The 22332-nt window shown below is 69.0% G+C and carries 25 protein-coding genes; 13 read left to right on the forward strand and 12 right to left on the reverse strand.

Features of this window, described 5'->3' with window-relative positions; translation table 11 throughout:
• Positions 1-20: 20 nt before the first annotated feature.
• From BKN51_RS29610 to BKN51_RS29625, 4 genes are read left to right on the forward strand one after another with little or no spacing between them, the layout of a single operon-like run.
• Positions 21-815 (forward strand): putative hydro-lyase, encoded by a 795-nt coding sequence (locus tag BKN51_RS29610; protein WP_101610761.1) that lies wholly within the window; start codon positions 21-23, stop codon positions 813-815.
• Positions 815-1573, forward strand: coding sequence for a LamB/YcsF family protein (locus BKN51_RS29615; RefSeq protein ID WP_101610762.1), 759 nt, complete (start codon positions 815-817; stop codon positions 1571-1573). The genes BKN51_RS29610 and BKN51_RS29615 overlap by 1 nt, the downstream gene beginning before the upstream one ends.
• Entirely contained in the window at positions 1573-2178 is a 606-nt protein-coding gene (gene pxpB / locus BKN51_RS29620) for a 5-oxoprolinase subunit PxpB (protein WP_101610763.1), read from the forward strand. Before BKN51_RS29615 ends, pxpB begins: the two co-directional genes overlap by 1 nt.
• A complete protein-coding gene (locus BKN51_RS29625; RefSeq protein WP_101610764.1) occupies positions 2175-3059 on the forward strand; it encodes a biotin-dependent carboxyltransferase family protein in 885 nt (294 codons plus the stop codon). Before pxpB ends, BKN51_RS29625 begins: the two co-directional genes overlap by 4 nt.
• 271 nt (positions 3060-3330) lie before the next feature.
• On the opposite strand, the gene BKN51_RS29630 is transcribed toward BKN51_RS29625, so the two are convergent.
• The 7 genes from BKN51_RS29630 to BKN51_RS29655 all read right to left on the reverse strand — a co-directional run bounded on the left by BKN51_RS29630 (position 3331) and on the right by BKN51_RS29655 (position 8610).
• Positions 3331-3954, reverse strand: a complete 624-nt coding sequence (locus BKN51_RS29630) for an alpha-ketoglutarate-dependent dioxygenase AlkB family protein (RefSeq protein WP_101610765.1) — start codon at positions 3952-3954, stop codon at positions 3331-3333.
• Positions 3942-4079: a hypothetical protein gene (locus BKN51_RS43635; RefSeq protein ID WP_168214417.1), complete on the reverse strand. Its 138-nt coding sequence runs from the start codon at positions 4077-4079 to the stop codon at positions 3942-3944. Before BKN51_RS43635 ends, BKN51_RS29630 begins: the two co-directional genes overlap by 13 nt.
• Before the next feature lie 85 nt (positions 4080-4164).
• Positions 4165-5223, reverse strand: a complete 1059-nt coding sequence (locus tag BKN51_RS29635) for a zinc-dependent alcohol dehydrogenase family protein (protein ID WP_101610766.1) — start codon at positions 5221-5223, stop codon at positions 4165-4167.
• 9 nt (positions 5224-5232) lie between these two features.
• Positions 5233-5619, reverse strand: a complete 387-nt coding sequence (locus BKN51_RS29640; RefSeq protein WP_101610767.1) for a transcriptional regulator — start codon at positions 5617-5619, stop codon at positions 5233-5235.
• A gap of 188 nt (positions 5620-5807) precedes the next feature.
• Positions 5808-6491 carry a metal-dependent transcriptional regulator gene (locus BKN51_RS29645; RefSeq protein ID WP_101610768.1) on the reverse strand — a complete coding sequence of 228 codons (684 nt, stop codon included), beginning with the start codon at positions 6489-6491 and terminating at the stop codon, positions 5808-5810.
• Positions 6492-6526: 35 nt separating this feature from the next.
• Positions 6527-6976, reverse strand: a complete 450-nt coding sequence (locus BKN51_RS29650) for a GNAT family N-acetyltransferase (RefSeq protein WP_101610769.1) — start codon at positions 6974-6976, stop codon at positions 6527-6529.
• Positions 6977-6981: 5 nt separating this feature from the next.
• Positions 6982-8610 (reverse strand): amidohydrolase, encoded by a 1629-nt coding sequence (locus BKN51_RS29655; RefSeq protein ID WP_101610770.1) that lies wholly within the window; start codon positions 8608-8610, stop codon positions 6982-6984.
• Positions 8611-8657: 47 nt separating this feature from the next.
• On the opposite strand from BKN51_RS29655, the gene BKN51_RS29660 reads away from it, so the two are divergent.
• The 4 genes from BKN51_RS29660 to BKN51_RS29675 are packed head-to-tail and all read left to right on the forward strand — an operon-like array spanning position 8658 to position 12001.
• Positions 8658-9401 carry an enoyl-CoA hydratase/isomerase family protein gene (locus BKN51_RS29660; protein ID WP_101610771.1) on the forward strand — a complete coding sequence of 248 codons (744 nt, stop codon included), beginning with the start codon at positions 8658-8660 and terminating at the stop codon, positions 9399-9401.
• Positions 9398-10942 carry an AMP-binding protein gene (locus tag BKN51_RS29665; protein ID WP_101610772.1) on the forward strand — a complete coding sequence of 515 codons (1545 nt, stop codon included), beginning with the start codon at positions 9398-9400 and terminating at the stop codon, positions 10940-10942. The genes BKN51_RS29660 and BKN51_RS29665 overlap by 4 nt, the downstream gene beginning before the upstream one ends.
• A 35-nt stretch (positions 10943-10977) precedes the next feature.
• Positions 10978-11613 carry a TetR/AcrR family transcriptional regulator gene (locus BKN51_RS29670; RefSeq protein WP_101610773.1) on the forward strand — a complete coding sequence of 212 codons (636 nt, stop codon included), beginning with the start codon at positions 10978-10980 and terminating at the stop codon, positions 11611-11613.
• A 58-nt stretch (positions 11614-11671) separates the two neighbouring features.
• Complete coding sequence (locus BKN51_RS29675) at positions 11672-12001, forward strand: hypothetical protein (RefSeq protein ID WP_101610774.1); 330 nt, start codon at positions 11672-11674, stop codon at positions 11999-12001.
• Positions 12002-12077: 76 nt separating this feature from the next.
• Here BKN51_RS29675 and BKN51_RS29680 read toward each other — a convergent pair whose 3' ends face one another.
• A complete protein-coding gene (locus tag BKN51_RS29680) occupies positions 12078-13247 on the reverse strand; it encodes an acyl-CoA dehydrogenase family protein (RefSeq protein WP_101610775.1) in 1170 nt (389 codons plus the stop codon).
• Between the two features lie 126 nt (positions 13248-13373).
• On the opposite strand from BKN51_RS29680, the gene BKN51_RS29685 reads away from it, so the two are divergent.
• Both BKN51_RS29685 and BKN51_RS29690 read left to right on the forward strand, forming a co-directional pair.
• Positions 13374-14714 carry a cation:dicarboxylate symporter family transporter gene (locus tag BKN51_RS29685; RefSeq protein WP_101610776.1) on the forward strand — a complete coding sequence of 447 codons (1341 nt, stop codon included), beginning with the start codon at positions 13374-13376 and terminating at the stop codon, positions 14712-14714.
• On the forward strand, positions 14711-15400 hold the full coding sequence (locus BKN51_RS29690) for a 4'-phosphopantetheinyl transferase family protein (RefSeq protein ID WP_101610777.1): 690 nt from the start codon (positions 14711-14713) through the stop codon (positions 15398-15400). Before BKN51_RS29685 ends, BKN51_RS29690 begins: the two co-directional genes overlap by 4 nt.
• Positions 15401-15563: 163 nt before the next feature.
• Here BKN51_RS29690 and BKN51_RS29695 read toward each other — a convergent pair whose 3' ends face one another.
• Entirely contained in the window at positions 15564-16712 is a 1149-nt protein-coding gene (locus tag BKN51_RS29695) for an isochorismate synthase (RefSeq protein ID WP_101610778.1), read from the reverse strand.
• Between the two features lie 107 nt (positions 16713-16819).
• Complete coding sequence (gene mihF, locus BKN51_RS29700; protein WP_005155963.1) at positions 16820-17131, reverse strand: integration host factor, actinobacterial type; 312 nt, start codon at positions 17129-17131, stop codon at positions 16820-16822.
• Positions 17132-17581: 450 nt separating this feature from the next.
• On the opposite strand from mihF, the gene BKN51_RS29705 reads away from it, so the two are divergent.
• Both BKN51_RS29705 and BKN51_RS29710 read left to right on the forward strand, forming a co-directional pair.
• Complete coding sequence (locus BKN51_RS29705) at positions 17582-19219, forward strand: long-chain fatty acid--CoA ligase (RefSeq protein WP_101610779.1); 1638 nt, start codon at positions 17582-17584, stop codon at positions 19217-19219.
• Between the two features lie 101 nt (positions 19220-19320).
• The gene (locus BKN51_RS29710; RefSeq protein WP_101610780.1) at positions 19321-20583 is read left to right on the forward strand and encodes an ABC transporter substrate-binding protein; all 1263 of its coding nucleotides are present in this window, start codon (positions 19321-19323) and stop codon (positions 20581-20583) included.
• Here BKN51_RS29710 and BKN51_RS29715 read toward each other — a convergent pair.
• Positions 20552-21007, reverse strand: coding sequence for a hypothetical protein (locus tag BKN51_RS29715; RefSeq protein WP_101610781.1), 456 nt, complete (start codon positions 21005-21007; stop codon positions 20552-20554). The two genes, BKN51_RS29710 and BKN51_RS29715, sit on opposite strands and share 32 nt — an antisense overlap.
• 58 nt (positions 21008-21065) lie before the next feature.
• Here BKN51_RS29715 and BKN51_RS29720 point away from each other — a divergent pair, with 58 nt between their 5' ends.
• The gene (locus BKN51_RS29720) at positions 21066-21665 is read left to right on the forward strand and encodes a TetR/AcrR family transcriptional regulator C-terminal domain-containing protein (RefSeq protein ID WP_101610782.1); all 600 of its coding nucleotides are present in this window, start codon (positions 21066-21068) and stop codon (positions 21663-21665) included.
• A 166-nt stretch (positions 21666-21831) separates the two neighbouring features.
• Here the strand turns inward: BKN51_RS29720 and BKN51_RS29725 are convergent, their stop codons facing one another.
• Positions 21832-22266: a hypothetical protein gene (locus BKN51_RS29725; protein ID WP_101610783.1), complete on the reverse strand. Its 435-nt coding sequence runs from the start codon at positions 22264-22266 to the stop codon at positions 21832-21834.
• Between the last annotated feature and the right edge of the window lie 66 nt (positions 22267-22332).

Genomic DNA, 22332 nt, shown 5'->3' on the forward strand with positions numbered 1-22332 from the left:
TCGGACGAGGAGGCACCGCGATGACCACCTTCGACGAACCGGCGACCCTGTCCCCCGGCGAGGCCCGCGCCCTGTTCCGCGCGGGCACCGCCCGCCCGACCACCGGCTGGGCGAACGGCTTCACCCAGACCAACCTGATCGCCGTCCCCGAGGACTGGGCCTACGACGTCCTGCTTTTCTGCCAGCGGAACCCGCAGCCCTGCCCGGTGCTCGACGTCAGCGATCCCGGCGACCCGTCGACGCGGCTGGCGCCCGGCGCGGACCTGCGCACCGACCTGCCGCGCTACCGGGTCTGGCAGAACGGCGCGCTCTCCGGCGAGATCCCGGACGCGAGCGGCCTGTGGCGCAGCGACATGGTCGCGTTCTCGATCGGCTGCAGCTTCACCTTCGAAGCGGCGCTGGCCGCGGAGGGCATCCCGCTGCGGCACGTCGAGCAAGGCCGCAACGTGGCGATGTACGTGACGAACCGGGAGTGCGTCCCGGCCGGGCGGCTGCACGGGCCGATGGTGGTCTCGATGCGGCAGATCCCCGAGGACCGCGTCGACGACGCCGTGCGCGTCACCCGCGGGATGCCCGCCGTGCACGGTGCGCCCGTGCACATCGGCGACCCGTCCGCGCTCGGCATCGCCGATCTCGCCCACCCCGATTTCGGGGACCCGGTCGACGCGGAACCCGGTGACGTGCCGGTGTTCTGGGCGTGCGGCGTGACCCCGCAGGCGGCGCTGATGGCCTCGCGGCCACCGTTCGCGATCACGCACGCGCCGGGCTACATGTTCGTGACCGACAAACTCGACAGTGAGTTCAGGGTGGCCTGATGGATCTCAACAGTGACCTGGGCGAGGGTTTCGGCGCCTGGAAAATGGGCGACGACGACGCCATGCTCGACATCGTCACCAGCGCGAACGTCGCGTGCGGATTCCACGCCGGTGATCCGTCGGTGATGCGGCGCGTCTGCGAACGCGCGGCGGAACGCGGTGTCGTCATCGGCGCCCACGTCGCCTACCGCGATCTGGCCGGGTTCGGGCGGCGGGCGATGGACGTCGCCCCCGCCGACCTGACCGACGACGTGCTCTACCAGATCGGCGCGCTCGACGCGTTCGCCAGGGCCGCGGGGACCAGGGTGCGGTACGTCAAACCACACGGGGCCTTGTACAACACCGCTTCCGTGGATCCGGAGCAGGCGGCCGCGGTGGTCGAGGCGATCCGGCGGTTCCACCCCACGCTCGCGCTGTTGTGCCCGCCGGGGTCGGAAATGGCCGTGCAGGCCGAAAAAGCCGGGTTCCCCTCGTACGCCGAGGCGTTCGCGGACCGCGCGTACACGCCCGAAGGCCTTCTGGTCTCCCGGAAACTGCCGGGCGCCGTGCTCCACGACGCCGACGAAGTGGCCGACCGGGCGGTCGCGATGGCGACCACCGGCAAGGTCGTCGCCGCCGACGGGACCGAGCTGACGCTCCAGCCGCATTCGCTCTGCGTGCACGGCGACACTCCCGGCGCCGTCGACCTGGCGCGCCGGATCCGCGCGGGACTCAGCGCGTCGGGTGTCCACATTGGATCGTTTCTCGAGGCCGCGTGATGCGAGTTCTGCCTTATGGGGCGCGTGCGGCCATGGTCGACTTCGACGATCCGTCGGAGGTGCTCGGGCTGCACGCGTCACTGGAGCAGGACCCACCGGACGGCGTCGTCGAACTGGTCCCGGCCGCACGGACCCTGCTCATCCGGTTCGACCCGGGCCGGACCCATCACGACCGGCTCGCGGGCGACGTCCTCGATCGGTCCACAGTGGACGTCGCACCTCGCGAAGCCGCCGAGATCGTCGTGCCGGTGCGCTACGACGGCCCGGACCTCGCCGACGTCGCGGCGGCCGCGGGCCTGTCGCCGGAAGCCGTCGTCCGGCGGCACGAGGACGGGACCTACGTCTCGGCCTTCTGCGGTTTCGCACCGGGTTTCGCCTACCTGACCGGACTCGACCCCGCCCTGCACCTGCCGCGCCGTACGAGCCCGCGCACCCGGGTGCCCGCCGGATCGGTCGCGATCGCGGGCGAGTACACGGCGGTGTACCCGAACGCCTCGCCCGGCGGCTGGCAGCTGATCGGACGGACCACCCTGCCGGTGTGGGATGTCGAACGGGAGCCGCCGAACCTGCTCGCGCCCGGTACGCGGATCCGGTTCTCTTCATGACCGCGAAGATCGACGTGGTCCGTCCCGGGGTTTTCGCCACCGTGCAGGATCTCGGGCGCCCGGGCCTGGCCGCGATCGGCGTCGGCCGGTCCGGTGCCGCCGACCGCGGTTCGCTGCGGCTGGCGAACCGGCTGGTCGGGAACCCCGAAGGTCACGCGGCGCTGGAAAGTGTCCTGGGCGGCCTCGTCCTGAGGTTCTCGGCCCCGGCGACCGTCGCCGTCACCGGCGCGCCCTGCTCGATCACCGCCGGCGGACGCGCTGTCGGCCCTGGCTCGCCGATCCTTGTGCGTGCCGGTGAGGACCTCGTGCTCGGCACGGCCTACCAGGGTTTGCGGTGCTATGTCGCCGTGCGCGGCGGCATCGACGTCCCGCCGGTGCTGGGCGCCCGGGCGACCGACACCCTCGGCAAACTCGGCCCGCCCGTGCTCTCTGCCGGGATGACCCTGCCGGTGGGACAGCGGGTGCTGGCCCACCCCGGCGTGGATCTCGCCCCTCGGCCTCCCTTACCGGACGAGCCGGTTCTGCGGGTCACTCCGGGCCCCAGGGCCCCGTGGTTCATTCCCGGCGCACTATCCACTTTGGTCTCTTCTGGTTACGTCGCCACCTCCGATGTCGATCGGGTGGGCGTGCGGCTGTCGGGTGCGGTGCTCTCGCGGGCACGCGATGGCGAGTTGCCGCCCGAGGCCGCGGTGCCCGGCGCGTTGCAGATTCCTCCTTCGGGACAACCGATCCTGTTCCTCGCCGACCATCCGGTGACCGGGGGCTATCCGGTGATCGCGGTGGTGGACGAAGAGGATCTGGACCTGGCCGCTCAGGTGCGGCCGGGGCAGCGCGTGCGGTTCCAGCTCGCGCTGACTCGAAGTGGCAATGAGGGCTATTGATCCGCAAGGCAAAGGTGGCGCCAAGGTGAACGAAGGCGAAACTAGCGTGATCACCGCCCCACCACACACGAACACGACACGCTTGACCTTCCCCTCAAGAGAACCGTCTGTGACGCCGGCTGTGTGGATTTTGGTGCGTCAGATGAGCAGAAATCCACACAGTCCCGCGTGACCGGTCCGATCATGGCGGGGGTGTGTGGAAATAGGGACACTCAACGTCCCGATTTCCACACACCCCTTACCCACGGCGAAGAGCCGCTCGAACCGCCACTCACGAGAGTCCCGAAACCCGCAAAGTGAGATTCAGCCGCCCCGCCAGCCCCAGCCCCGGATCGGCGGTCCCCGGCAGCACCTTCGGCACCCCGTGGAAAGCCAGCCGCGACTCCCCGCCGAACACGAACAGATCCCCCGACCGCAGATCCACATCCGTATAGGGCCGCCCGCGATCCGAAGTGTTCCCGAACCGGAAGACGCACGCGTCCCCCAGACTCAGCGAAACGACCGGCTCCAGCGAGGTCTCGTCCTTGTCCTGGTGCATCCCCATCTTCGCGGCGGCGTCGTAGAAGTTCACCAGCGCGATGTCGGGGTCGTACGAAGAAGACCCGTAGGCGTCACGAACGGCCCGCCGCCCGAGATCACCCAGCCACGAGGGGAACGGGAGCACCGGGGAGCCGTCGTCGGTCACCTTCGAGTACCGGTACGGGTACCAGTGCCAGCCGAGACAGACCGTCCGCACGGACATCACGCCGCCGTTCGGCAGCCGTGTCTGCCGGTAGCCACGCCAGCCGCGGCAGGCTTCGACCAGCTTGCGTTGTTCGTCGAGGTCGAGCCAGTCCGGGACGTGCACCGCACCGGGTGCGACTTCGGCCCGGGGCCGGGGGATCAGCGCGTCCACACCTCGAGTCTGCCAGGACGCGCGCCGATGATCCGGTGGCCCCGCACCATGACGCCCGCCGCGGTGAACCAGCGCAGCACGCGGTGGGCGAAACGCGGCTGAGACGGAGCGGCCCTGACTGTCACGGCGGAGAACGTGCCATAACGAGCCGCGAGAAGCCACCTTTCGGACTACTCCGATCGGCCGGTTGACCGCAGTGCGAACACCCGATTACAGCGCGAGTTCGACGACCGTCACCCCGGCTTGGGCGGGCACCGGGTCGTTCATCGCCGCCAGGACCGCGGGGACGTCGTCGAGGCCGACTCGCTTGCCGATCATCGCTTCGAGGTCGATTCCGGCGGTCTCCACCACCCGCAGCATCTCGGGGTACTCGTGCGCTTGCAGTCCGTGGATGCCGACGATCTCCAGCTCCCCGCCGATCACGCGGTGCATCGGGATCGGCGCGATGCCCTGCGCGGGCGGCATCAATCCGGCCTGGACGTGGCGTCCCCGCTTCCGGAGGCTGCCGATCGAGGCCGCGCAGGTGGTCGGCGAGCCGAGGCAGTCGAGCGAGACGTGCGCGCCGCCGCCGGTCAGCTCCCGGACCTGGATTGCGACGGCTTCGTGGCCCTCGAAGCCGGAAGGGTCGACGACCGAGACAGCCCCCATCCGTGTGGCCAGCGCCCTGGCTTGCGGGGAAGGATCGACGGCGACGACCGACGCACCGGCCGCGACGGCCAGCAGGATCGCCGAGACCCCGACGCCTCCGCAGCCGTAGACCGCGACCCACTGGCCGGGCCGGACGCCGCCCTGCCGCAGTACCGCCCGGAACGCCGTCCCGAAGCGGCAGCCCAGCGCCGCGGCCTCGGCCGAGGACAGCGAGTCCGGCAGCGCCACGAGGTTGACCTCGGCGTTTTCGAGGGCGACGTACTCCGCGAACGAGCCCCAGTGGGTCGCGCCCGGCTGGAACTCGCGGTCGCAGATCTGCTGGTCACCGGCCGCGCACTGGGCGCAGGTGCCGCAGGCGCAGACGAACGGCACCGTCACCCGGTCCCCCTCCGACCAGCCGCGGACGCCCTCGCCGAGCGACGCGATCCGGCCGGCGAGTTCGTGCCCGGCGACGTGCGGCAGGTTCACCGAAGTGTCGTGACCTTGCCAGGAGTGCCAGTCGCTGCGGCACACCCCGGTCGCCTCGACGGCGATCACCACCCCGCCCGGCGGCACGACCGGATCCGGCACCTCGCGTACCTCGGGCAGCACCCCGAACTCCTCGAAGACGACCGCCCGCACCCGTACTCCCTACGTCCCCGTCTCCCGGCCTCGTTGCATCACCAGGCCCTCGCCGGGCACCGTACACCGGGCCGCCCGCCCTCGCGGCGGTCCCAGAAGCCGCGACAGGGACTCCGACGGCACCCCGAGGATCTCCTCGAGATTCTTGAGCACCAGCAGGGATTCCGGCCGTTCCGGACGGCAGCGCCCGGACTGCCAATGGCTCAGGGTCGCGAGGCTGATCGAGCACCCCCGCCCTCGCAGCCGGTACCGGATCCGGTCGAGACCGAGACCCCTCGCCCTGATCGCCGCCCTGAGGGCGTCCGCGAACGGCCCGGCCTCCAGCAGCCGCCTGAGTTCCCGTCCTTCCGCAACCCCCCGGTCGATGGTGTGTGTCCGCTGACCGGTCATTGTCATCGCCTTCGCACGCTCGCTAGCCACCCGGAATAGCGCAGCCTAGGCGTGCGAACACATGATCGGAAGGGCCTTAGATCACCTATCCGACCGGCATGTGGGTGATGTGCCGAAGAGCCGAATTATGCAGGGACGTAGGGAAAATTCCCACCGCGCGCCCCGGCCGAAACGCGTCCACAGTGGACACGGGGTCAGCGGAGCGCGACCGACAGCGCCTGGGCGATCTCCTTGCCGATCGCGTGCGTCGCCGCGTCGGGCGGCGAGCCGACCTTGACCACCATCGGGCCGCCGAACGGCTGGCGCTCGACGACCTCGATCCGCTCGCCGAGGCCGATGGAGTGCTCGGTGAGATAGCGCAGGAGTTCCGGGTCGGTGTCCCAGACACGCACGATCTCGCCGACCGCGCCGGGCGGGAGGTCGTCGAGGATGCGCATCGGCATCTCCTCGACGCTGCCGTCGGGGGCCGGGATGGGGTCGCCGTGCGGGTCCCGCACCGGGTTGCCGAGCTTCGCCGCGATCCGCTCGACGAGCCTGTCCGACACCGCGTGCTCCAGCGCGTCGGCCTCGGCGTGCACCTCGTCCCAGGTGTAGCCGAGTTCGGACACCAGATAGGTCTCGATCAGCCGGTGGCGGCGGAGCACCGAGCGGGCCAGCAGCCTGCCCTCGGTGGTCAGCTCGATCCCGCGGTACGGGACGTGCGCGACCAGCCCGAGCTGGGACAACTTGGTGACCATGCCGGACGCCGACGACGGGCTGACCTCCAGCCGCCCGGCCAATGACGTGTTGGTGACGGCCTCGCCGCGCTCCACCAGCCCGTAGATCACCCGGACGTAGTCCTCTACGGACGACGACCTGCGATTTGCCCCTTCACCCATGCGTGCGAGTTTACGGCTTGCCGCTTGGTCGCGGCTCACCCAGCGTGCGGCCGCCAGCGGTACCGGATCCAGCCGGGGACGGGGTCGGCGCCGAGCTGGGCGTAGAACGCCTCGCCCTTCTCGTTGCCCTCCTGCATGTCCCACTCGACCCGGCCCGGCGTCCGGGCGGCCAGCTCGTCGAGCAGCTCCCGCCCGAGGCCGAAGCGCCGGTGCTCGGGACGCACGAAGAGGTCGTCGAGCCAGATCCCCGGCCTGGCCTCCCAGGTGGAGAAGTTCCAGCTGCAGAAGGCGAAGCCCGCGACCTCGTCCGGCTCACCCGGTGGGGTGGCGAGGAGCACCCACGCCTTCGGCTCGGGGCCGAAGAGGAACCCGGCCATCTCCCGGCGGTCGAGCTTCAGATCGTGTTTGTCCTCATAGACCGCGTGCTCCTCGATGAGCGCGCAGATCTCCTCGATGTCGTCCGCGACGGCGTCCCGTACCGGCATCAGTGTCAGCTCCGTTCGTAGACGAGGTCGCCGCCGACGGCGGTGGCGACGACCTGGATCGAATCCAAAGTGGACTCGTCGGTCGGGTCGGCCGAGAGGACGGCGAAGTCCGCGAGCTTGCCGGGCAACAGCGTGCCCAGGTCCTTCTCGGCGAAGGCCGCGTACGCGGAGCCGTAGGTGTAAGCGTGCAACGCCTCGGCCGGGGTCAGCCGCTCTTCGGGACCGAGAAGGACACCGGAGGAGGTCTTCCGCCGCACCATGTCGGCCAGCGCGAGCAGCGGCGCGCCTTCGACGACCGGGCGGTCCGAGCTGGCAGGGAGCACGCATCCCGCGTCGAGCAGGCTCTTGAGCCGGTAGCACCAGGGCTCGCGCTCCGGGCCGAGCGCGGCGCGCATCCCGTCGCCGATTTCGTTGACGAACCGCCCCTGGGGCGAGGCGATCAGCCCCAGCGACGCCAGCCTCTTCAGCTCCTCCGGCCGCAGTACCGCGCAGTGCTCGATGCGGTGCCGGTGATCGGGACGCGGATCCGCTTTCAGCGCGGCTTCGTAGGCGTCGAGGACGACGGTGATCGCGCGGTCGCCGATGGCGTGCGTCGCGATCTGCCAGCCCGCCCGGTGCGCGGCGGCGATCGTCCGCGCGATCTCGTCTTCGGGCACCTGGAAGTAGCCGACGTTGTCCGGTTCCCCGGCGAACGGCTCGTGCATCGCGCAGGTCCGCCCGATCAGCGAACCGTCGGCGAACAGCTTCATCGCGCCGAGCCGCAGCCACTCGTCGCCGAAGCCGGTACGCATCCCCAGGTCGAGCCCGTACAGCGCTGATGGCTCCTCGGCGGGAAAGCGTGCCTCGGAGCTGGCGCCCGCGTCGAGGTCGTGCAGCACACTGGCCGCGACCATCACCGTGCTCCGCACCCGCAGCACCCCGCGGTCGCGCGCCAGCTGATAAGCGGCGAGTTCGGCTGGGGTCTCCCCCACGAGGCCCCCGCCGATGCCGGCCTCTTGGACGCTCGTGATCCCCTCGGAGAGGTATCGCTCACTCGCCCGGTCCAGCCCGCGCACGACCCTTTCGATCGGCGTCGGGTAGGTCAGCGGCCGCAGCAGCAGCTGGGCCTGCTCCCGCAGCAGCCCGGTCGGCGAACCGTCCCCGTCGCGGACGACGTCACCGCCCACCGGAACGTTCGCGAGGTCCAGCTGCTCCAGCACCGCGGAGTTGACCACGGTCATATGCCCGGACGTGTGCTTGAGCCGCACGAGGTGCCCGGGGGCGGCGCGATCGAGCCCCTGCCTGGTCGGATGGCCGCCCGCGAGCTTGTTCTGGTCGTAGCCGCTGCCGATGATCCAGCCGCCCGGCGGTGTCTCGGCCGCCCGCCGCGCGACGGCGTCGTACACCTCGTCCACGCTGCGGCAATCCGAGAGCGCGACGTCGTCGAGCGCCATGCCGAACCACGCCATGTGGTTGTGCGCGTCGTGGAAGCCGGGCACCACGACCGAACCGCCGAGGTCGACCCGGCGTTTTGCGGAAAGCGCGGCAGCGTCGTGACCCAAAGCGACAATTCGCCCGTTCAACGCCGCAAGCGCTACGGATTCCCCTGCTCCGGTGAGGAACCGGGCGTTCTCGTAGACCGTGTCGACCCGCATGAATCCGACCCTATCGATCGATCGATCGGTCGTCTAGGCTCGGTGACATGAGCACCGTGGACTACGCACTCGACGACGGCATCTGCGTGATCTGGCTGAACCGCCCCGAACGGCTCAACGCGGTGGTCGCCGAACTGGTCGACGACCTGCTGGAAGCACTCGACGCGGCCGCGAACTCGGACGCGCGGGCGGTTGTGCTCGCCGGCCGGGGTCGCGCGTTCTGCGCGGGTCACGACCTCAAGGAGCCCACCCCGGAGGGTGATTCACGCCCCAGGCTCGACCGGCTACAGGACGTGACGCGCCGCCTTCGCGGGCTGCGCCAGCCCGTCATCGCCGCGGTCCACGGGTACGCGATCGGCGCGGGGGCCGAGTTCGCGATGGGCTGCGACCTGATTCTCGCCGCCGAAGACGCGGTGTTCGCCTTCCCCGAGGTCTCGCTCGGCCTGAGCGTCACGGGCGCGGCGTCGCGGCTGCTGCCGCTGCTGGTCGGCCCGCTCAAGGCCAAGGAACTCCTGCTGCTGGGCGAACGTGTGAACGGCGCCAAGGCGCACGAACTCGGCCTGGTCAACGCCGTCCTGCCCGCCGACGACCTGATGGACACCGCGCTCGACTGGGCGGCCCGGATCGCCGCCCATCCGGCCACCGCGGCCACGATGGCCAAACGCGCCCTCGATTCCGGCATCGACAGCTCGCTCGACGCCGCGCTCGAACTCGAAGTCAGCCACGCGCTGATCACCGAGCACTCCGCCGCCGTCCTCGCGTCGGCCGAAGCGTTCCGGAGCCGGACATGACCTCGCTCGCCGGGATCGACACCCTCCTCGGGCTGACCAGCCGGGCCGCCGCGCTCTGGCCGGGCAAAACGGCGTGGATCTTCGACTCCACCGGTGAGCGCTTCACCTTCGCCGACGTCGACGCGCGCAGCACGGAGTTCGCCAACGCGCTGCTGGACCTCGGCGTGGAGCCGGGCGACAGGGTCGCGGTGATGCTGCGGAACCAGCCCGAGTTCCCGTTGTTGTGGCTGGCCTTGGCCAAGATCGGCGGCGTGCTCGTGCCGGTCAACACCGGCTATCGCGAATTCGACGGCGCCCACGTGCTCCGGCATTCCGGCGCGAAATTCGCCGTCGCGGCCGAAGAATTCCTGGAATTGCTGCACAAGATCGCGCCGGAGACCTCGCTGAAGCGAGTGCTGACACCCGGAGAACTCACCGGTTCCGGCGGCGGCCCGGCCTTCACCAGCGAAGGCGAACGCCCGGTCAACATCCAGTACACCTCCGGCACCACGGGTGCCCCCAAGGGCTGCGTCCTGCCGAACCGGTACTGGACGACACTGGCGATCAGTCTGGCCACGGAGTTCCCCATGGTCGGCGCGGACGACGTCATCCTGACCGCGCAGCCGTTCCACTACATCGATCCACAGTGGAACGTCGCGCTGGGGCTCGCGGGCGGCGCGACCTTGGTGGTGCTCGACAGGTTCCATCCCTCCACGTTCTGGGAGAAGGTCCGCGAACACGGCGTCACCTGGTTCTATTGCCTCGGCCTGATGCCCACGCTGCTGCTGCGCCAGCCGGAAAGCGAGCTGGACAAGGCACACCAGGTCCGCGCGATCTGCGCGTCGGCCATCCCGCGAGACCTGCACGCCGCGCTCGAAGCGCGCTGGGACACACCTTGGTACGAGGCCTTCGGCATGACCGAAACCGGTGGCGACATCCGGATGTACCCGGCGGATCACGAAGAGACGATCGGCACCGGCTGCCTCGGCAGGCCCGCGCCGACGCGCGAGGTGATGATCGCGGACACCGACGGCAAACCCCTGCCGCGCGGGGAAACCGGGGAGCTGCTGATCCGCGGGGTCGGCCTGATGCACGGCTACCACGACGACCTCGAAGCGACCAGGCGCGCGTTCGACGGCGGCTGGTTCCACACCGGCGATCTGGCCACAATGGACGAAGAAGGCCGCGTGTACTACGTGGGCCGCACCAAGGACATGATCCGCCGCAGCGGTGAGAACATCTCCGCCGACGAGGTCGAACGGGCACTGCAGCTGCATCCGGCGGTCAAGCTCGCCGCAGTCGTCGCGGTGCCGGACGAGCTCCGCGGCGAGGAGGTCAAGGCGTACCTCGTCCTCGACGAAAACGAGGGCCACCAGTGCGAACCGGCCGAACTGGCGGAGTTCTGCTCGGCAAAACTGGCCTACTTCAAGGTTCCCCGGTTCTGGGCCTTCGCGGAGGAACTGCCGATGACGCCGTCGGAGCGGGTCGCCAAGGGCGAGCTGAAGAAGGCGGAAGACCTCCGCGCCGGTTCGTGGGACAGGACCACGGAGACATGGCTCTGAACATGGACCCTCGGCGGGAAAAAGGACCTCGGGTCGTGAACACCCGCGAGAGGGTCCGCCAGGCCGCGGTGAAACTGTTCGCCACCAAGGGTTTCCACGGTACCGGCATCCGGGACCTCGCCCAGGAGGCGGAGCTGTCGTCGGCCAGCCTGTACCACTACATGGGCACCAAGGAAGACCTGCTGGTGGCCATCATGAACGAGTCGCTGCGGCGGCTGCTCGACGCGGCCGAGCAGGCGACCGCCGGGCTGGCCGATCCCGTGTCGCGGCTCGGATCCCTGGTGGCGCTGCACGTCCTCGCGCACGCCATCCAGCCGGACGACACCCGCGTGGTGGACAACGAGGTGCACGCGCTCACCCCCGGCGCCAGGGCCGAAGTGGTGGAGCTGCGCGACGCGTACGAAAGGCTGTGGGCGGACGCCATCGAAGACGGTGTCGCGGCGGGTGTCTTCCACACGGATCAGCCTTCGGTCACCCGGCTCGCACTGGTGGAGATGTGCAGCGGGGTCGCTCGCTGGTATTCGCCACGCGGGCCGCTCACCCTGGACCAGCTGGCCTCGCATTACGCGGAACTGGCCCTGCGGGCGCTCGCCTGTGAACGTCATCTGGATGTCACGGCACTGCAAAACTGCCGTGAAGTGGTCTCGGGAGTGTGGCGAGTGCCCGTTTAGCGGCGACTTTAGGACGGTACGCCTTGCTCAGACGGCTTCTCTGGGGGACGCTCGAAGGGTGACTGAGCAAACGATCCAACTCGAACTGGACGACTCGGGTCTCTCGCCGGCGTTGCCGGTGCCTTCGAACCCCCGTGATCAGGTGCAGGACGTCCCCTACCGCCCGGTGGGATTCCGCGACGACGACCTGCCCACGGCCCTCGAACGGTGCGCGACATGGCTACGCCAGGCTCAGGAGTGGCTCGGGGAACCGGTCGATGTGCTGGCCGTCCATCTCGACTATGACGACCGCCAAGGTTCGCCGTATTACGACGTGAAGCTTCTCTGCAACGAGGAGGACCTGGCCGGGGTCCCGATCGCGATGCGGGGCAAGAAGGACGACGACTAGGGCCGCTGACGTAATGAACGGGACTTCCTTGCAAATTTCGCAAGGAAAGTCCCGTTCATTACATGTGCCGCACGCCTCAGCCGAGGGTGCCCCCGACCTTGACGTGCCCCTTCAGCAGGTTCCGCGCGATGGTCCGGCGCTGGATCTCGTCGGTGCCCTCGTAGATCCGCAGCAGCCGCAGTTCGCGGTACCACCGCTCGACCGGCAGTTCCCGCGTGTAGCCCATTCCGCCGTGGATCTGCAGGACGCGGTCGACGATCTCGTTCGCCTTCACCCCGCCGTACAGCTTCGCCATCGACTGCGCGTGCCGCGAGTCCAGCTTCTGGTCGACCTGCCAGGCGGCGTGCAGCACCAGCCAGCGCAGCGCCTCCAGCTCGGTGCCGGAGTCCGCGATCATCCACTGGATGGCCTGGCGCTCGGCGATCTTCTGCCCGAACGTCTCCCGGGTGTTGGCGTGCTCGATGGCCATCGAGATCAGCCGTTCGCAGGAGCCGATCGCGCGGGCGGGCAGCAGGTAGCGCCCGGCGCCGATCCACTGCATGGCCAGGTCGAAGCCGTGGCCGAGTTCGCCCAGGATCTGGGTTTCCGGCACGCGGACGTCCTCGAAAACGAGCGCCGCCGGGCCCCATTCGCCCATGGTGTCGATGTATTCGGACTTCCAGCCCGCGTCGCGGTCGACGAGGAAGCAGGTGACGCCGCCGTTCGCGCCCTTCTCGGGATCGGTGATCGCGAACACCATCACGAAGTCGGCCTCGTTGCCGCCGGTGATGAAGGTCTTCTCGCCGTTGATGACCCAGTCGGTGCCGTCCTTGCGGGCGGACGTCCGGATGGCCTTGGCGTCCGAGCCCGCGCCGGGTTCGGTGATCGCGAAGCACGACTTGCGTTCGCCCGAGATCGTCGGGAGCAGGTAGCGCTCCTTCTGCTCGTCGTTGGCGTAGTAAAGGATGTTGTCCGCGGCGCCGCCGAAGCGGAACGGCACGAACGTGCGGCCGAGCTCGGCCTCCAGCAACGCGGTCATCACCGCGGACAGGCCCATGCCGCCGTACTCCTCGGGCGTCTGCACACCCCAGAAGCCGGACTCCTTGGCCTTCAGCTGCAGTTCGCGCAGCTCATCGGAGGTCAGGCCGGGCTGACCGGCGCGTTCACGGCGCAGCACCTCCTGCTCACGCGGCATCAGGTCGCGCTGGACGAACGTGCGGACCCAGTCGCGCACCTCGCGTTCCTCGACGCTCAGAGAGAAATCCATGGTCAGCCCGCTCCTGTTCGGCATTGACTAAGCGCTCGCTTAGCTCAGCGTACCGCTTCGGTTGTCGTTCGCCGAGAAGTTGTCATAAGTTTTCGCAACCTGTTCTCGTCTCGTCGAAGGGCACCCATGAGCACGGAAGCACCCGCGGCGAAGCGGGACCGGACCCATTACCTCTATCTGGCGGTGATCGCCGCGGTGGTCCTCGGCATCGCGGTCGGCATCCTCTTCCCGGAGCTGGGCAAGGAACTGAAGCCGCTCGGGACCGGGTTCGTGAACCTGATCAAGATGATGATCTCGCCGATCATCTTCTGCACGATCGTGCTCGGCGTCGGCTCCGTGGCGAAGGCGGCGAAGGTCGGCCGCGTCGGCGGGCTCGCGATCGGCTACTTCCTCGTGATGTCGACGGTCGCGCTGGTCATCGGCCTGGTCGTGGGCAACATCCTCCAGCCGGGCACCGGGCTGCACCTGACCCCCGAGATCGCCGAAAAGGGCCAGGACCAGATCGCCAAGAGCGAGGGCACCGTCGAGTTCCTGCTCGGGATCATCCCGAAGACGCTGGTCTCGGCGTTCACCGAGGGCGAGGTGCTGCAGACGCTGCTGGTCGCGCTGCTCGCCGGATTCGCGCTGCAGAAGCTCGGCACGAAGGGCGAGCCGATCCGCCGCGGCATCGAGCACATCCAGCGGCTCGTGTTCCGGATCCTCGCGATGATCATGTGGGCGGCCCCGGTCGGCGCGTTCGGCGCGATCGCCGCCGTCGTCGGCGAGACCGGCTGGAAGGCGCTGCAGAGCCTCGCGGTGATCATGCTCGGCTTCTACATCACCTGCGCGCTGTTCGTGTTCGTGGTGCTCGGGCTGATCATCGGCCTGCTGGCCAAGGTCAACATCTTCAAGCTGCTGAAGTACCTCGGCCGCGAGTTCCTGCTGATCCTGTCGACTTCGTCGTCCGAATCGGCGCTGCCGCGGCTGATCGCGAAGATGGAGCACGCCGGGGTCTCCAAATCCGTGGTCGGCATCACCGTGCCGACCGGGTACTCGTTCAACCTCGACGGCACCGCGATCTACCTGACGATGGCGTCCATCTTCATCGCGGACGCGCTCGACAAACCGCTGACCATCGGCGAGCAGGTCTCGTTGCTGGTGTTCATGATCATCGCGTCGAAGGGCGCCGCCGGGGTCACCGGCGCGGGGCTCGCGACACTGGCGGGAGGGCTGTCGTCGCACCGTCCGGAGCTGGTGGACGGCGTCGGGTTCATCGTCGGCATCGACCGGTTCATGTCCGAGGCCCGCGCGCTGACGAACTTCGCGGGCAACGCCGTCGCGACCGTGCTGATCGGCACCTGGACCAAGGAGATCGACCGCGAGCAGCTGGACCGGACCCTGGACGGCCGGTCACCGTTCGACGAAGCGACGCTGCTCGACGAACATTCGAGTGATACCAGTGCGGATCGGGTAAAAAGGGAGACGTGATCGAATGTGCGGTCCGCTGGTCCCCGCCCCTGCCCGCTGAACCCCGGTTCCTGGCCCTGCTCGACGAACTCGAGCAAGGCCGGTACGACAGCTACCGTCAGGACATCGACAAACGCCGGTTCCTGACCGGCCGAGTGCTGGCGAAAACCGTCACGGCCGAACGCCTCGGCCTCGCCGTCGAGGACGTGAAGTTCGACGCGACCTGCGAAGACTGCGGCAAACCGCACGGCCGCCCCCGTGTGCCCGGCGCGCCGCTGATGCTGTCGATCTCGCATTCCGGCGACCTCATCGGCGTCGCGGCCACCGAGGGGACGCCGGTCGGCCTCGACGTCGAGACGGCCACCAGGCGGGCCGAAGACTCGCTCATGGAGTACGCGCTGACCCCGACCGAGCAGGCCGCGATCTCCGGTCTGCCCGACGAGCAGCGCGCGACGGCGTTCTTCACGTACTGGACGCGCAAGGAAGCCGTCATGAAGGCCACCGGGAAGGGCCTCAAGATCCCGCTGCAGAGCATCACGTTCTCCGGGTACGACGAGCAGGCGCGGCTGACCCGCTCGAGCCACCCGGCCCTCGACCCGGAACGGACACGGCTCGCGGACCTGAAGGCGGCCGAGGGCTACCGGGCCGCCGTCGCGCTGCTGACGTCCGACGAGATCTCGGTGACCGAAGACTTCGTGACCCTCTGACCCCGAGGGCTGAAGGGGACCTTCGCCGCATGCGACGCGGCGATGGGGCCCTTCGCGGCGTCTGACGAGGGGAAAGGAGCCTTCACCCCGTCACTTGCCACTCACGAGACTTGGCCGAGTCGCACGCGCAAGGACCGCAACTAGAGGACGAAACGCGAGGGGGTCAGATCTCCAGGCCCATGGCGGCCAGCAGGGTGCGGAACTTCGCCGAGGTCTCGTCGAGTTCGGTCCGAGGGTCGGAAGCGGGGACGATGCCGCCACCGGCGTACAGCCGCATGGAGGTGTCGGCGATCTCCGCGCACCGGATCCCGACGGCCCACTCGCCGTCCCCGGCCGCGTCGACCCAGCCGACGGCGCCCGCGTAGTACGCGCGGTCGAACGGCTCGAGTTCCCCGACCAGCGAGCGCGCGGCGCCGGTCGGCGTGCCGCAGACCGCGGGTGTCGGATGCAGCGCGGCGGCGAGGTCCAGCGCGGTGACGTCCTGGTCGATCAGTTCACCGGTGACGGTCGTCGAGAGGTGCCAGATCGCCGGCGTCGAGACCAGCTCGGGGCCGCGGACGTCGAGGGTCCGGCAGAAGGGCCGCAGGATCTCGACGACGGACTCCACCACCACGGCGTGTTCGAGGTGGTCCTTTTCGGACGCCTGGAGCGCCTCACCATTGGCCTTGTCGATCGCCGGGTCCGCAGACCGGGGCATCGACCCGGCATGCGGCCGGGACAGCACGGCGCCGCCGGTGCGGGACAGCAGGAGTTCGGGGGTGGCGCCGACGAGTGTGCGCCCGCCGGGCAACTGCGCGGCGTAGGTGGTGTGCCGGGGGTTGCCGTTCGCCAGGTTCCGGACGACGTCGGCGACCGGAACGGCTTCGGAGAAGTCGAGATCGAGCGCGCGGGCCAGGACGACCTTGCGCAGGTCGCGGTCGCTCAGCGCCGAGACGGCCGCGCGGACGGCGGCCAGATGCGCCTCCGGTTCGGGCACGGAAGTGACCTTGACCGGCTGCGGCAGCGCGGTGCGCGGCGGTACGGCCCCGCGTTCGGACGACGCGCGGTGCACGGCGCGGGGCAAGACCAGGTGACCAGGCGTCGACGTGCCCTCGCTGGTGTCGAAGGGCAGCACGCCGACCGCGATCGGAGCGCCGGTGCCGGCGAACAACCCCGGAAGTGCCCGGGACAGCCGCACCGGATCGGTGTCGGTCGCGGTGGCCGCGGCCCCGCTCGCGAGGAGCGCGTGCCGGGCCGTGGCCAGGAGAAAGTCGCCCCGCTCGTAGCGGGCGGCCAGGTCTGCCGGGGTCGCCGGTGCGGTACTGGTCGTCACCCCACCAGCGTCCCAGGCTCCGGCTGAGACCAGGGGAAAGTGTTGCCCGGGCAACAGCCTCTCAGGCAGCACCTTCCCCTGGACAGCCCGTGACCTGGGCGGAAGCGTTACTTCAGCGCCTCGAGGAGGGCCTCGCGCTGCCGCTCACCCAGACCGGCTGCACGCCGGTCAGGGTCGATCCCGGCCTGCTCCAGCAGAGCGGCGACCTTGACCGCGCCCAGGCCGGGCACGGCCTTCAGCAGCTGCGTGACCTTCGTCTTGCCGATGGTCTTGTTCTCCTTGGCCTGCTTGAGCACCTTGTCGATGCTCTCCTTGCCGGACTTGATCGACGCAAGCAGCTCGGAGCGCGCCTTGCGAGCCTCAGCCGCCTTGGCGAGGGCATCGGCGCGCTGCTCCGGAGTCAACGTGGGCAGAGCCAACGTAGTAGTCCTTTCATCTCAGGTCTCCGCTTTCGCGGCCGACGGCCTTTAACCATGCTTGCGAGAGCAAGCGCTGGCCAGCCGTCTCTGTACCACGGCTCCAGTAAACGCCACCCGTTCCTCGGCCGTGAAACCGACACGCACTTATTACCCCTCGACCACGACCTGGGCAACCCGCCCCAGCCTGCGGAAACACGCCATTCGGGCGGCGATTCGATGGCGTTCATCACCCTTATGAGCGATGCCACCACTTCGCACTGTTAGCCATTTTTCGTTTCATGGTAGGAAAAATACGAATTATTGATGATCTTGACCCGAACCGGCGAACACCCGTTAGCGCGACACTGTGACCGAACGGTTGCCTGCGAGGTTACTGACCAGTTCACCCGACCCGGATTAGAGTCGGCCCAACCCCAGTTCACCGGAGAACGAGCACCACGGGAGTACACGATGTTGAGCACGATGCAGGACGGACAGCTGTCACTGAGCAGGCTGCTCCGCCACGGCACCACGGTGCACTCCGAGAGCGAAGTCATCACCTGGACCGGTTCAGAGGCCCGTCGTGAGACCTACGGTGAGCTCGGCAAACACGCCGCGCGCCTGGCGAACGCCCTCCGGAGCCTGGGCATCACCGGCGACCAGCGCGTCGGCACCTTCATGTGGAACAACGCCGAGCACATGGCCGCCTACCTGGCGATTCCCGCCATGGGCGCGGTGCTGCACACGCTGAACATCCGGCTCTTCCCCGAGCAGCTGGTCTTCGTCGCCAACCACGCCGAGGACCAGGTCGTCATCGTCGACGGCACGCTGGTCCCACTGCTGGCCAAGCAGCTGCCCGAGCTGAAGACCGTGCGGCACGTCATCGTGGCCAACGGCGACGCCTCCACCCTCCCGGCGCCCGACGGCGTCCAGGTGCACTCGTACAGCGAGCTGCTGGCGGACCAGCCGGACACCTTCGACTGGCCCGACGTGGACGAGCGCTCGGCCGCCGCGATGTGTTACACCTCGGGCACCACGGGTGACCCCAAGGGCGTCGCGTACTCCCACCGGTCGATCTGGCTCCACTCGATGCAGGTCACCATGACCGACAGCATGCGGCTGGCCCAGCACGACAAGGCGCTCGCGATCGTCCCGATGTTCCACGCGATGGCCTGGGGCATGCCGTACGCCGCGCTGATGGTCGGCGCCTCGCTGCTGATGCCGGACCGCTTCCTCCAGCCCGCGCCCATCGCCCAGATGCTCGACGCCGAGAAGCCGACCTTCGCCGGCGCCGTCCCGACGATCTGGCAGGGCCTGCTCTCGCACCTCGACGCGAACCCGCAGGACATCTCGCATCTGCGCGAGGTCGTCGTCGGCGGCTCGGCCGCGCCGCCGTCGCTGATGCACGCGTTCGAAGACCGCTACAACGTGCCGATCCTGCACGCCTGGGGCATGACCGAGACGTCGCCGCTGGGCAGCGTCGCGCGTCCGCCCGCCGCCGCGACCGGCGAGAAGGCCTGGGAGTACCGCTACACCCAGGGCCGGTTCCCCGCCTCCGTCAGCGCCCGGCTGATCGGCGACAACGGCGAGGAACTGCCGTGGGACAACGAAAGCGTCGGCGAGCTCGAAGTGCAGGGCCCGTGGATCGCGGCGTCGTACTACAGCGGCACGACCGGTGACGAGCCCGACCCGGAGAAGTTCCACGACGGCTGGCTGCGCACCGGCGACGTCGGCAAGATCAGCCCGGACGGCTACCTCACGCTGACCGACCGCGCGAAGGACGTCATCAAGTCCGGCGGCGAGTGGATCTCCTCGGTGGACCTGGAGAACCAGGTGATGGCCCACCCCGCGGTGGCCGAGGCGGCCGTGGTCGGCATCCCCGACGAGAAGTGGGACGAGCGCCCGCTGGTCGCCGTCGTGGTCAAGGAGGGCCAGACCGTGACGGCCGAGGAACTGCGCGAGTTCCTGTCCGACAAGGTCGCGAAGTGGCAGCTTCCGGAGAATTGGACCTTTGTGGACGAAGTCCCCAAGACGAGTGTCGGCAAGTTCGACAAGAAGCGGCTGCGGGCGTTCCACTCCGAGGGAAAGCTCGACATCAGCCAGCTCTAACGGGTTAATCTCCCGCGCGCCTGCCCTTCCGTGAAGGCCATCTTGAGGGACGCTAGTTCCCACAAGATGGCCTTCACGGCGTTCGACGAAGGGTTTTGTTGGTGCGTAAGACAAGCAGGCGCGCGTTCCTGGCACTGGCGGGGACGACAGTGCTGTCCGCCTGCGGGTCGAACACCGTCCAATCAGGAAGCCCTCCTCCTTCGACGGCCTACTCCGCCGGGGTCACCCGGCCGAAACCGAAGCCGGTCGACCTCGCGCAGTGGTACCACCCGTACCCCGAAGCCGGTGTCCAGGAAGCCGTCACGCGCTACGCGGCCGCGTACCAGAAGTCCAAGGTCACGGTGCAGTGGAATCCCGATGACTACGAAACGAAGCTGAACGCCGCGCTGCAGGCGGGGCCGGTTCCGGACGTTTTCGAAGGCCGGGTCACCGTCGACCGCGTCCGGCAGAACCTCCTAGTCCCGCTCGACGACGTCATCGGGCCCGTGCGCAACGACTTCAACCAGTCCGTGCTCGCGGCGCAGACCGTCGACGGCAAGCTCTACGGCATCCCGCAGTCACTCGACACCCAGGTTCTCTTCTATCGCAAGAGTTTTCTTCAAGAAGCCGGGGTCCAGCCGCCGCAGACGCTCGACGAGCTCGTCGACGCGGCGAGGAAACTCTCCAAGGACGGCGTCAAAGGGTTGTTCGCCGGCAACGACGCGGGCGCGGCGGCACTCGCCGGGCCGCTGCTCTGGGCCGCCGGACTCGACTACCTCAAGGACGGCAAGACCGTCGGCTTCGACGATCCCCGCGCCGCGACCGCGTTCGCGAAACTCCATGACCTCAACGGTTCGCTGCTGCTGGGCGCTTCGACGGACTGGGCAGATCCGATCCCGTTCATCGACGGGCTCGCCGCCATGCAGTGGACCTGGTTGTGGAACCTGCCGAAGATCCAGGACACCATGAAGGACGACTTCGGTGTCCTGGCCTTCCCCCGGCTCGACGCGGCGGGCGCGCCGTCCGTCCCGGTCAGCGGACTGAGCGCGATGGTGCATTCCAAGAGCCTGAATCCCAACGCCGCCAAGGACTTCGTCAAATGGCTGTGGCTGGAGCGCACCGACTTCCAGCAGGAGTTCGCCACCAGGTTCGGCTTCCACCTGCCCGCACGGCTGAGCGTGCTCGACAAGGCCACCCCGGGGACCGACGCCGCGAAGCTGATCCGGGAGAACGGCCGCGCCGCCGGTCCACTGTGGACGCCGACGGCGAACACCGCGCTCGTCGACGCGCTGGGCAAGATCGCCCGCGACGGCGCCGATCCGGTCGCCGAGACGAAGGCCGCGGTCGAGGCGGTCAAAGCCGAACTGGGTCGCCTGTCCGCGTGATCCGCCGCGAGCGGACATAAGCGGCGAGCAGCAAGATCGACAGGATCACCGCGCCGCCGTCGGTGATCAGGGACGGAAGCACGCCCGGCCAGCCGTGTTCGTCGATCGCGGCCCGGTGCACCTCGAACGGCACGACGTACACGCCCAACGCCTGGCCGACGTTGACCGCGAGCACCGGCCAGAACAGCCAACGCCACCGGAACCAGACGAGCACGCCGAGCAGGTTGCCCACGATGAAGACGTTCCCCACCAGCCGCAACGCGCCGAGGTAAGCGGGCGCGTCGCCGGTTTCCACCCCTTTGAGCCGCATGCTCGCCTCGATCAGGTCCAGATCGATGATCACGTAGTTCTGCAGCGCCGTCCCGGCCACGAAAACGATCGAGCACAGCACCGTGACCAGGCGGATCTTCGGTGTCCAGAGCATCACTTACCCCGTTCTCTATCAGTGATAGAGACAAATCTATCACTGATAGAGTCCGCGGGTGGCACGCAAAGGCTCGCTGGACCTCGCCAAGATCACCGACGCGGCCGTCGACCTGCTCGACGAAACGGGTCTCGCGGAGCTGAGCACGCGGCGCCTGGCGGCGAAGCTCGGTGTCAGCTCACCGACGCTCTACTGGCACGTGAAGGACAAGGCCGAACTGCTGGACCTGGTCGCCGAAGCGATCTGCGTCGACGCCTTCGAGATCGACCGGCGCCTGCCGTGGCGCGAACAGCTCGCGAGCGGACTCCGCCAGTTCAGGGCTTTGCTGCTGCGCCACCGGGACGCGGCCGCGCTGCTGCGGGAACGGCCGCCGACCGGGCCGCACCGGCTGGGCCATGTCGAGACGACCGCGCGGATCCTGCTGGAGGCGGGTTTCTCCGAGGAGGACACGGCGGGGATTTCGCGGCTGCTCACGGCACACGTGCTCGCCTCGGTGGAAACCCTCTCCGCGCGGAAGCCGGACGAAGGGTTCCTCGAACGGCTCGCGGCTTATCCCCACGTGAGCAGGCTCGGCCCGGCTTTCGCCCGCCAGAGCGGGGAGGACGTCTTCGATTTGGGCGTCGAGGTCATTCTCGACGGCCTCGAAGCCCGGCTCTAGTCGCCGGAGGCCGAAGGCGTAACGGGCCGGGTCGAACGACCGCAGCCAGAGGCCGACAGGTAACCAGGACACCCGTGACCCTGAGCCGAATCTCCACTCACGACCAACCCGACCCGCTCGGCACCGGCACCCTGGTCGCCATCCCGGGTGTCGCGAAAGCCCGGCTCTAGTCGCCGGAGACGCCCCAGATCGCCAGCTCGACGGCGACGTCGTCTTCGTAGAGCAGCGCGCAGTTCGCGCTCCAGCGCGGGCGGCGTTCGTACGGCAGCTGCCCCGCCTTGTCGAGTTCGTCGAAGCCGGCGACCGACGGCTCCTCAGTCCCGAAGGCGGTGAGGAGTTCGGCGTCGGTCAAGGGCCGGATCGTGCCGAAGTCGTCCTCGCCCGTGGCGCTGATGAACTCGTGCACGTCGAGCACCGAGTGGGTTCCGGACTCCTGGACGCTCTCGATTTCGTACAGCTCCTCGACCGAATCCGGGCGGCCGAGTTCGTCCTCTTCCCAGAGGTAGTCGCCCTCCGCGAAGACGCGCGTCTTCATCGCGTCCAGCGCCGCTTCCGGATCTCCCTCGAACCGGCCGCGGACAGACCATGCCGAAGCACCCACCGGGGCCACCTCCTCACCAGCCGAGCGACCAGCTTAACCACCATGGCGACGAAAGCATTCGGCCGA

Source organism: Amycolatopsis sp. BJA-103 (assembly GCF_002849735.1).
Lineage (GTDB): Bacteria > Actinomycetota > Actinomycetes > Mycobacteriales > Pseudonocardiaceae > Amycolatopsis.

Excerpts from the sequence above, each read along its gene's own strand:
- BKN51_RS29610 (WP_101610761.1), top strand. The coding sequence starts at position 21 with ATGACCACCTTCGACGAACCGGCGACCCTGTCCCCCGGCGAGGCCCGC.
- BKN51_RS29615 (WP_101610762.1), top strand. The coding sequence starts at position 815 with ATGGATCTCAACAGTGACCTGGGCGAGGGTTTCGGCGCCTGGAAAATG.
- pxpB (WP_101610763.1), top strand. The coding sequence starts at position 1,573 with ATGCGAGTTCTGCCTTATGGGGCGCGTGCGGCCATGGTCGACTTCGAC.
- BKN51_RS29625 (WP_101610764.1), top strand. The coding sequence starts at position 2,175 with ATGACCGCGAAGATCGACGTGGTCCGTCCCGGGGTTTTCGCCACCGTG.
- BKN51_RS29640 (WP_101610767.1), bottom strand. The coding sequence starts at position 5,619 with ATGACAATGACCGGTCAGCGGACACACACCATCGACCGGGGGGTTGCG.
- BKN51_RS29645 (WP_101610768.1), bottom strand. The coding sequence starts at position 6,491 with ATGGGTGAAGGGGCAAATCGCAGGTCGTCGTCCGTAGAGGACTACGTC.
- BKN51_RS29650 (WP_101610769.1), bottom strand. The coding sequence starts at position 6,976 with ATGCCGGTACGGGACGCCGTCGCGGACGACATCGAGGAGATCTGCGCG.
- BKN51_RS29655 (WP_101610770.1), bottom strand. The coding sequence starts at position 8,610 with ATGCGGGTCGACACGGTCTACGAGAACGCCCGGTTCCTCACCGGAGCA.
- BKN51_RS29660 (WP_101610771.1), top strand. The coding sequence starts at position 8,658 with ATGAGCACCGTGGACTACGCACTCGACGACGGCATCTGCGTGATCTGG.
- BKN51_RS29665 (WP_101610772.1), top strand. The coding sequence starts at position 9,398 with ATGACCTCGCTCGCCGGGATCGACACCCTCCTCGGGCTGACCAGCCGG.
- BKN51_RS29680 (WP_101610775.1), bottom strand. The coding sequence starts at position 13,247 with ATGGATTTCTCTCTGAGCGTCGAGGAACGCGAGGTGCGCGACTGGGTC.
- BKN51_RS29685 (WP_101610776.1), top strand. The coding sequence starts at position 13,374 with ATGAGCACGGAAGCACCCGCGGCGAAGCGGGACCGGACCCATTACCTC.
- BKN51_RS29705 (WP_101610779.1), top strand. The coding sequence starts at position 17,582 with ATGTTGAGCACGATGCAGGACGGACAGCTGTCACTGAGCAGGCTGCTC.
- BKN51_RS29715 (WP_101610781.1), bottom strand. The coding sequence starts at position 21,007 with ATGCTCTGGACACCGAAGATCCGCCTGGTCACGGTGCTGTGCTCGATC.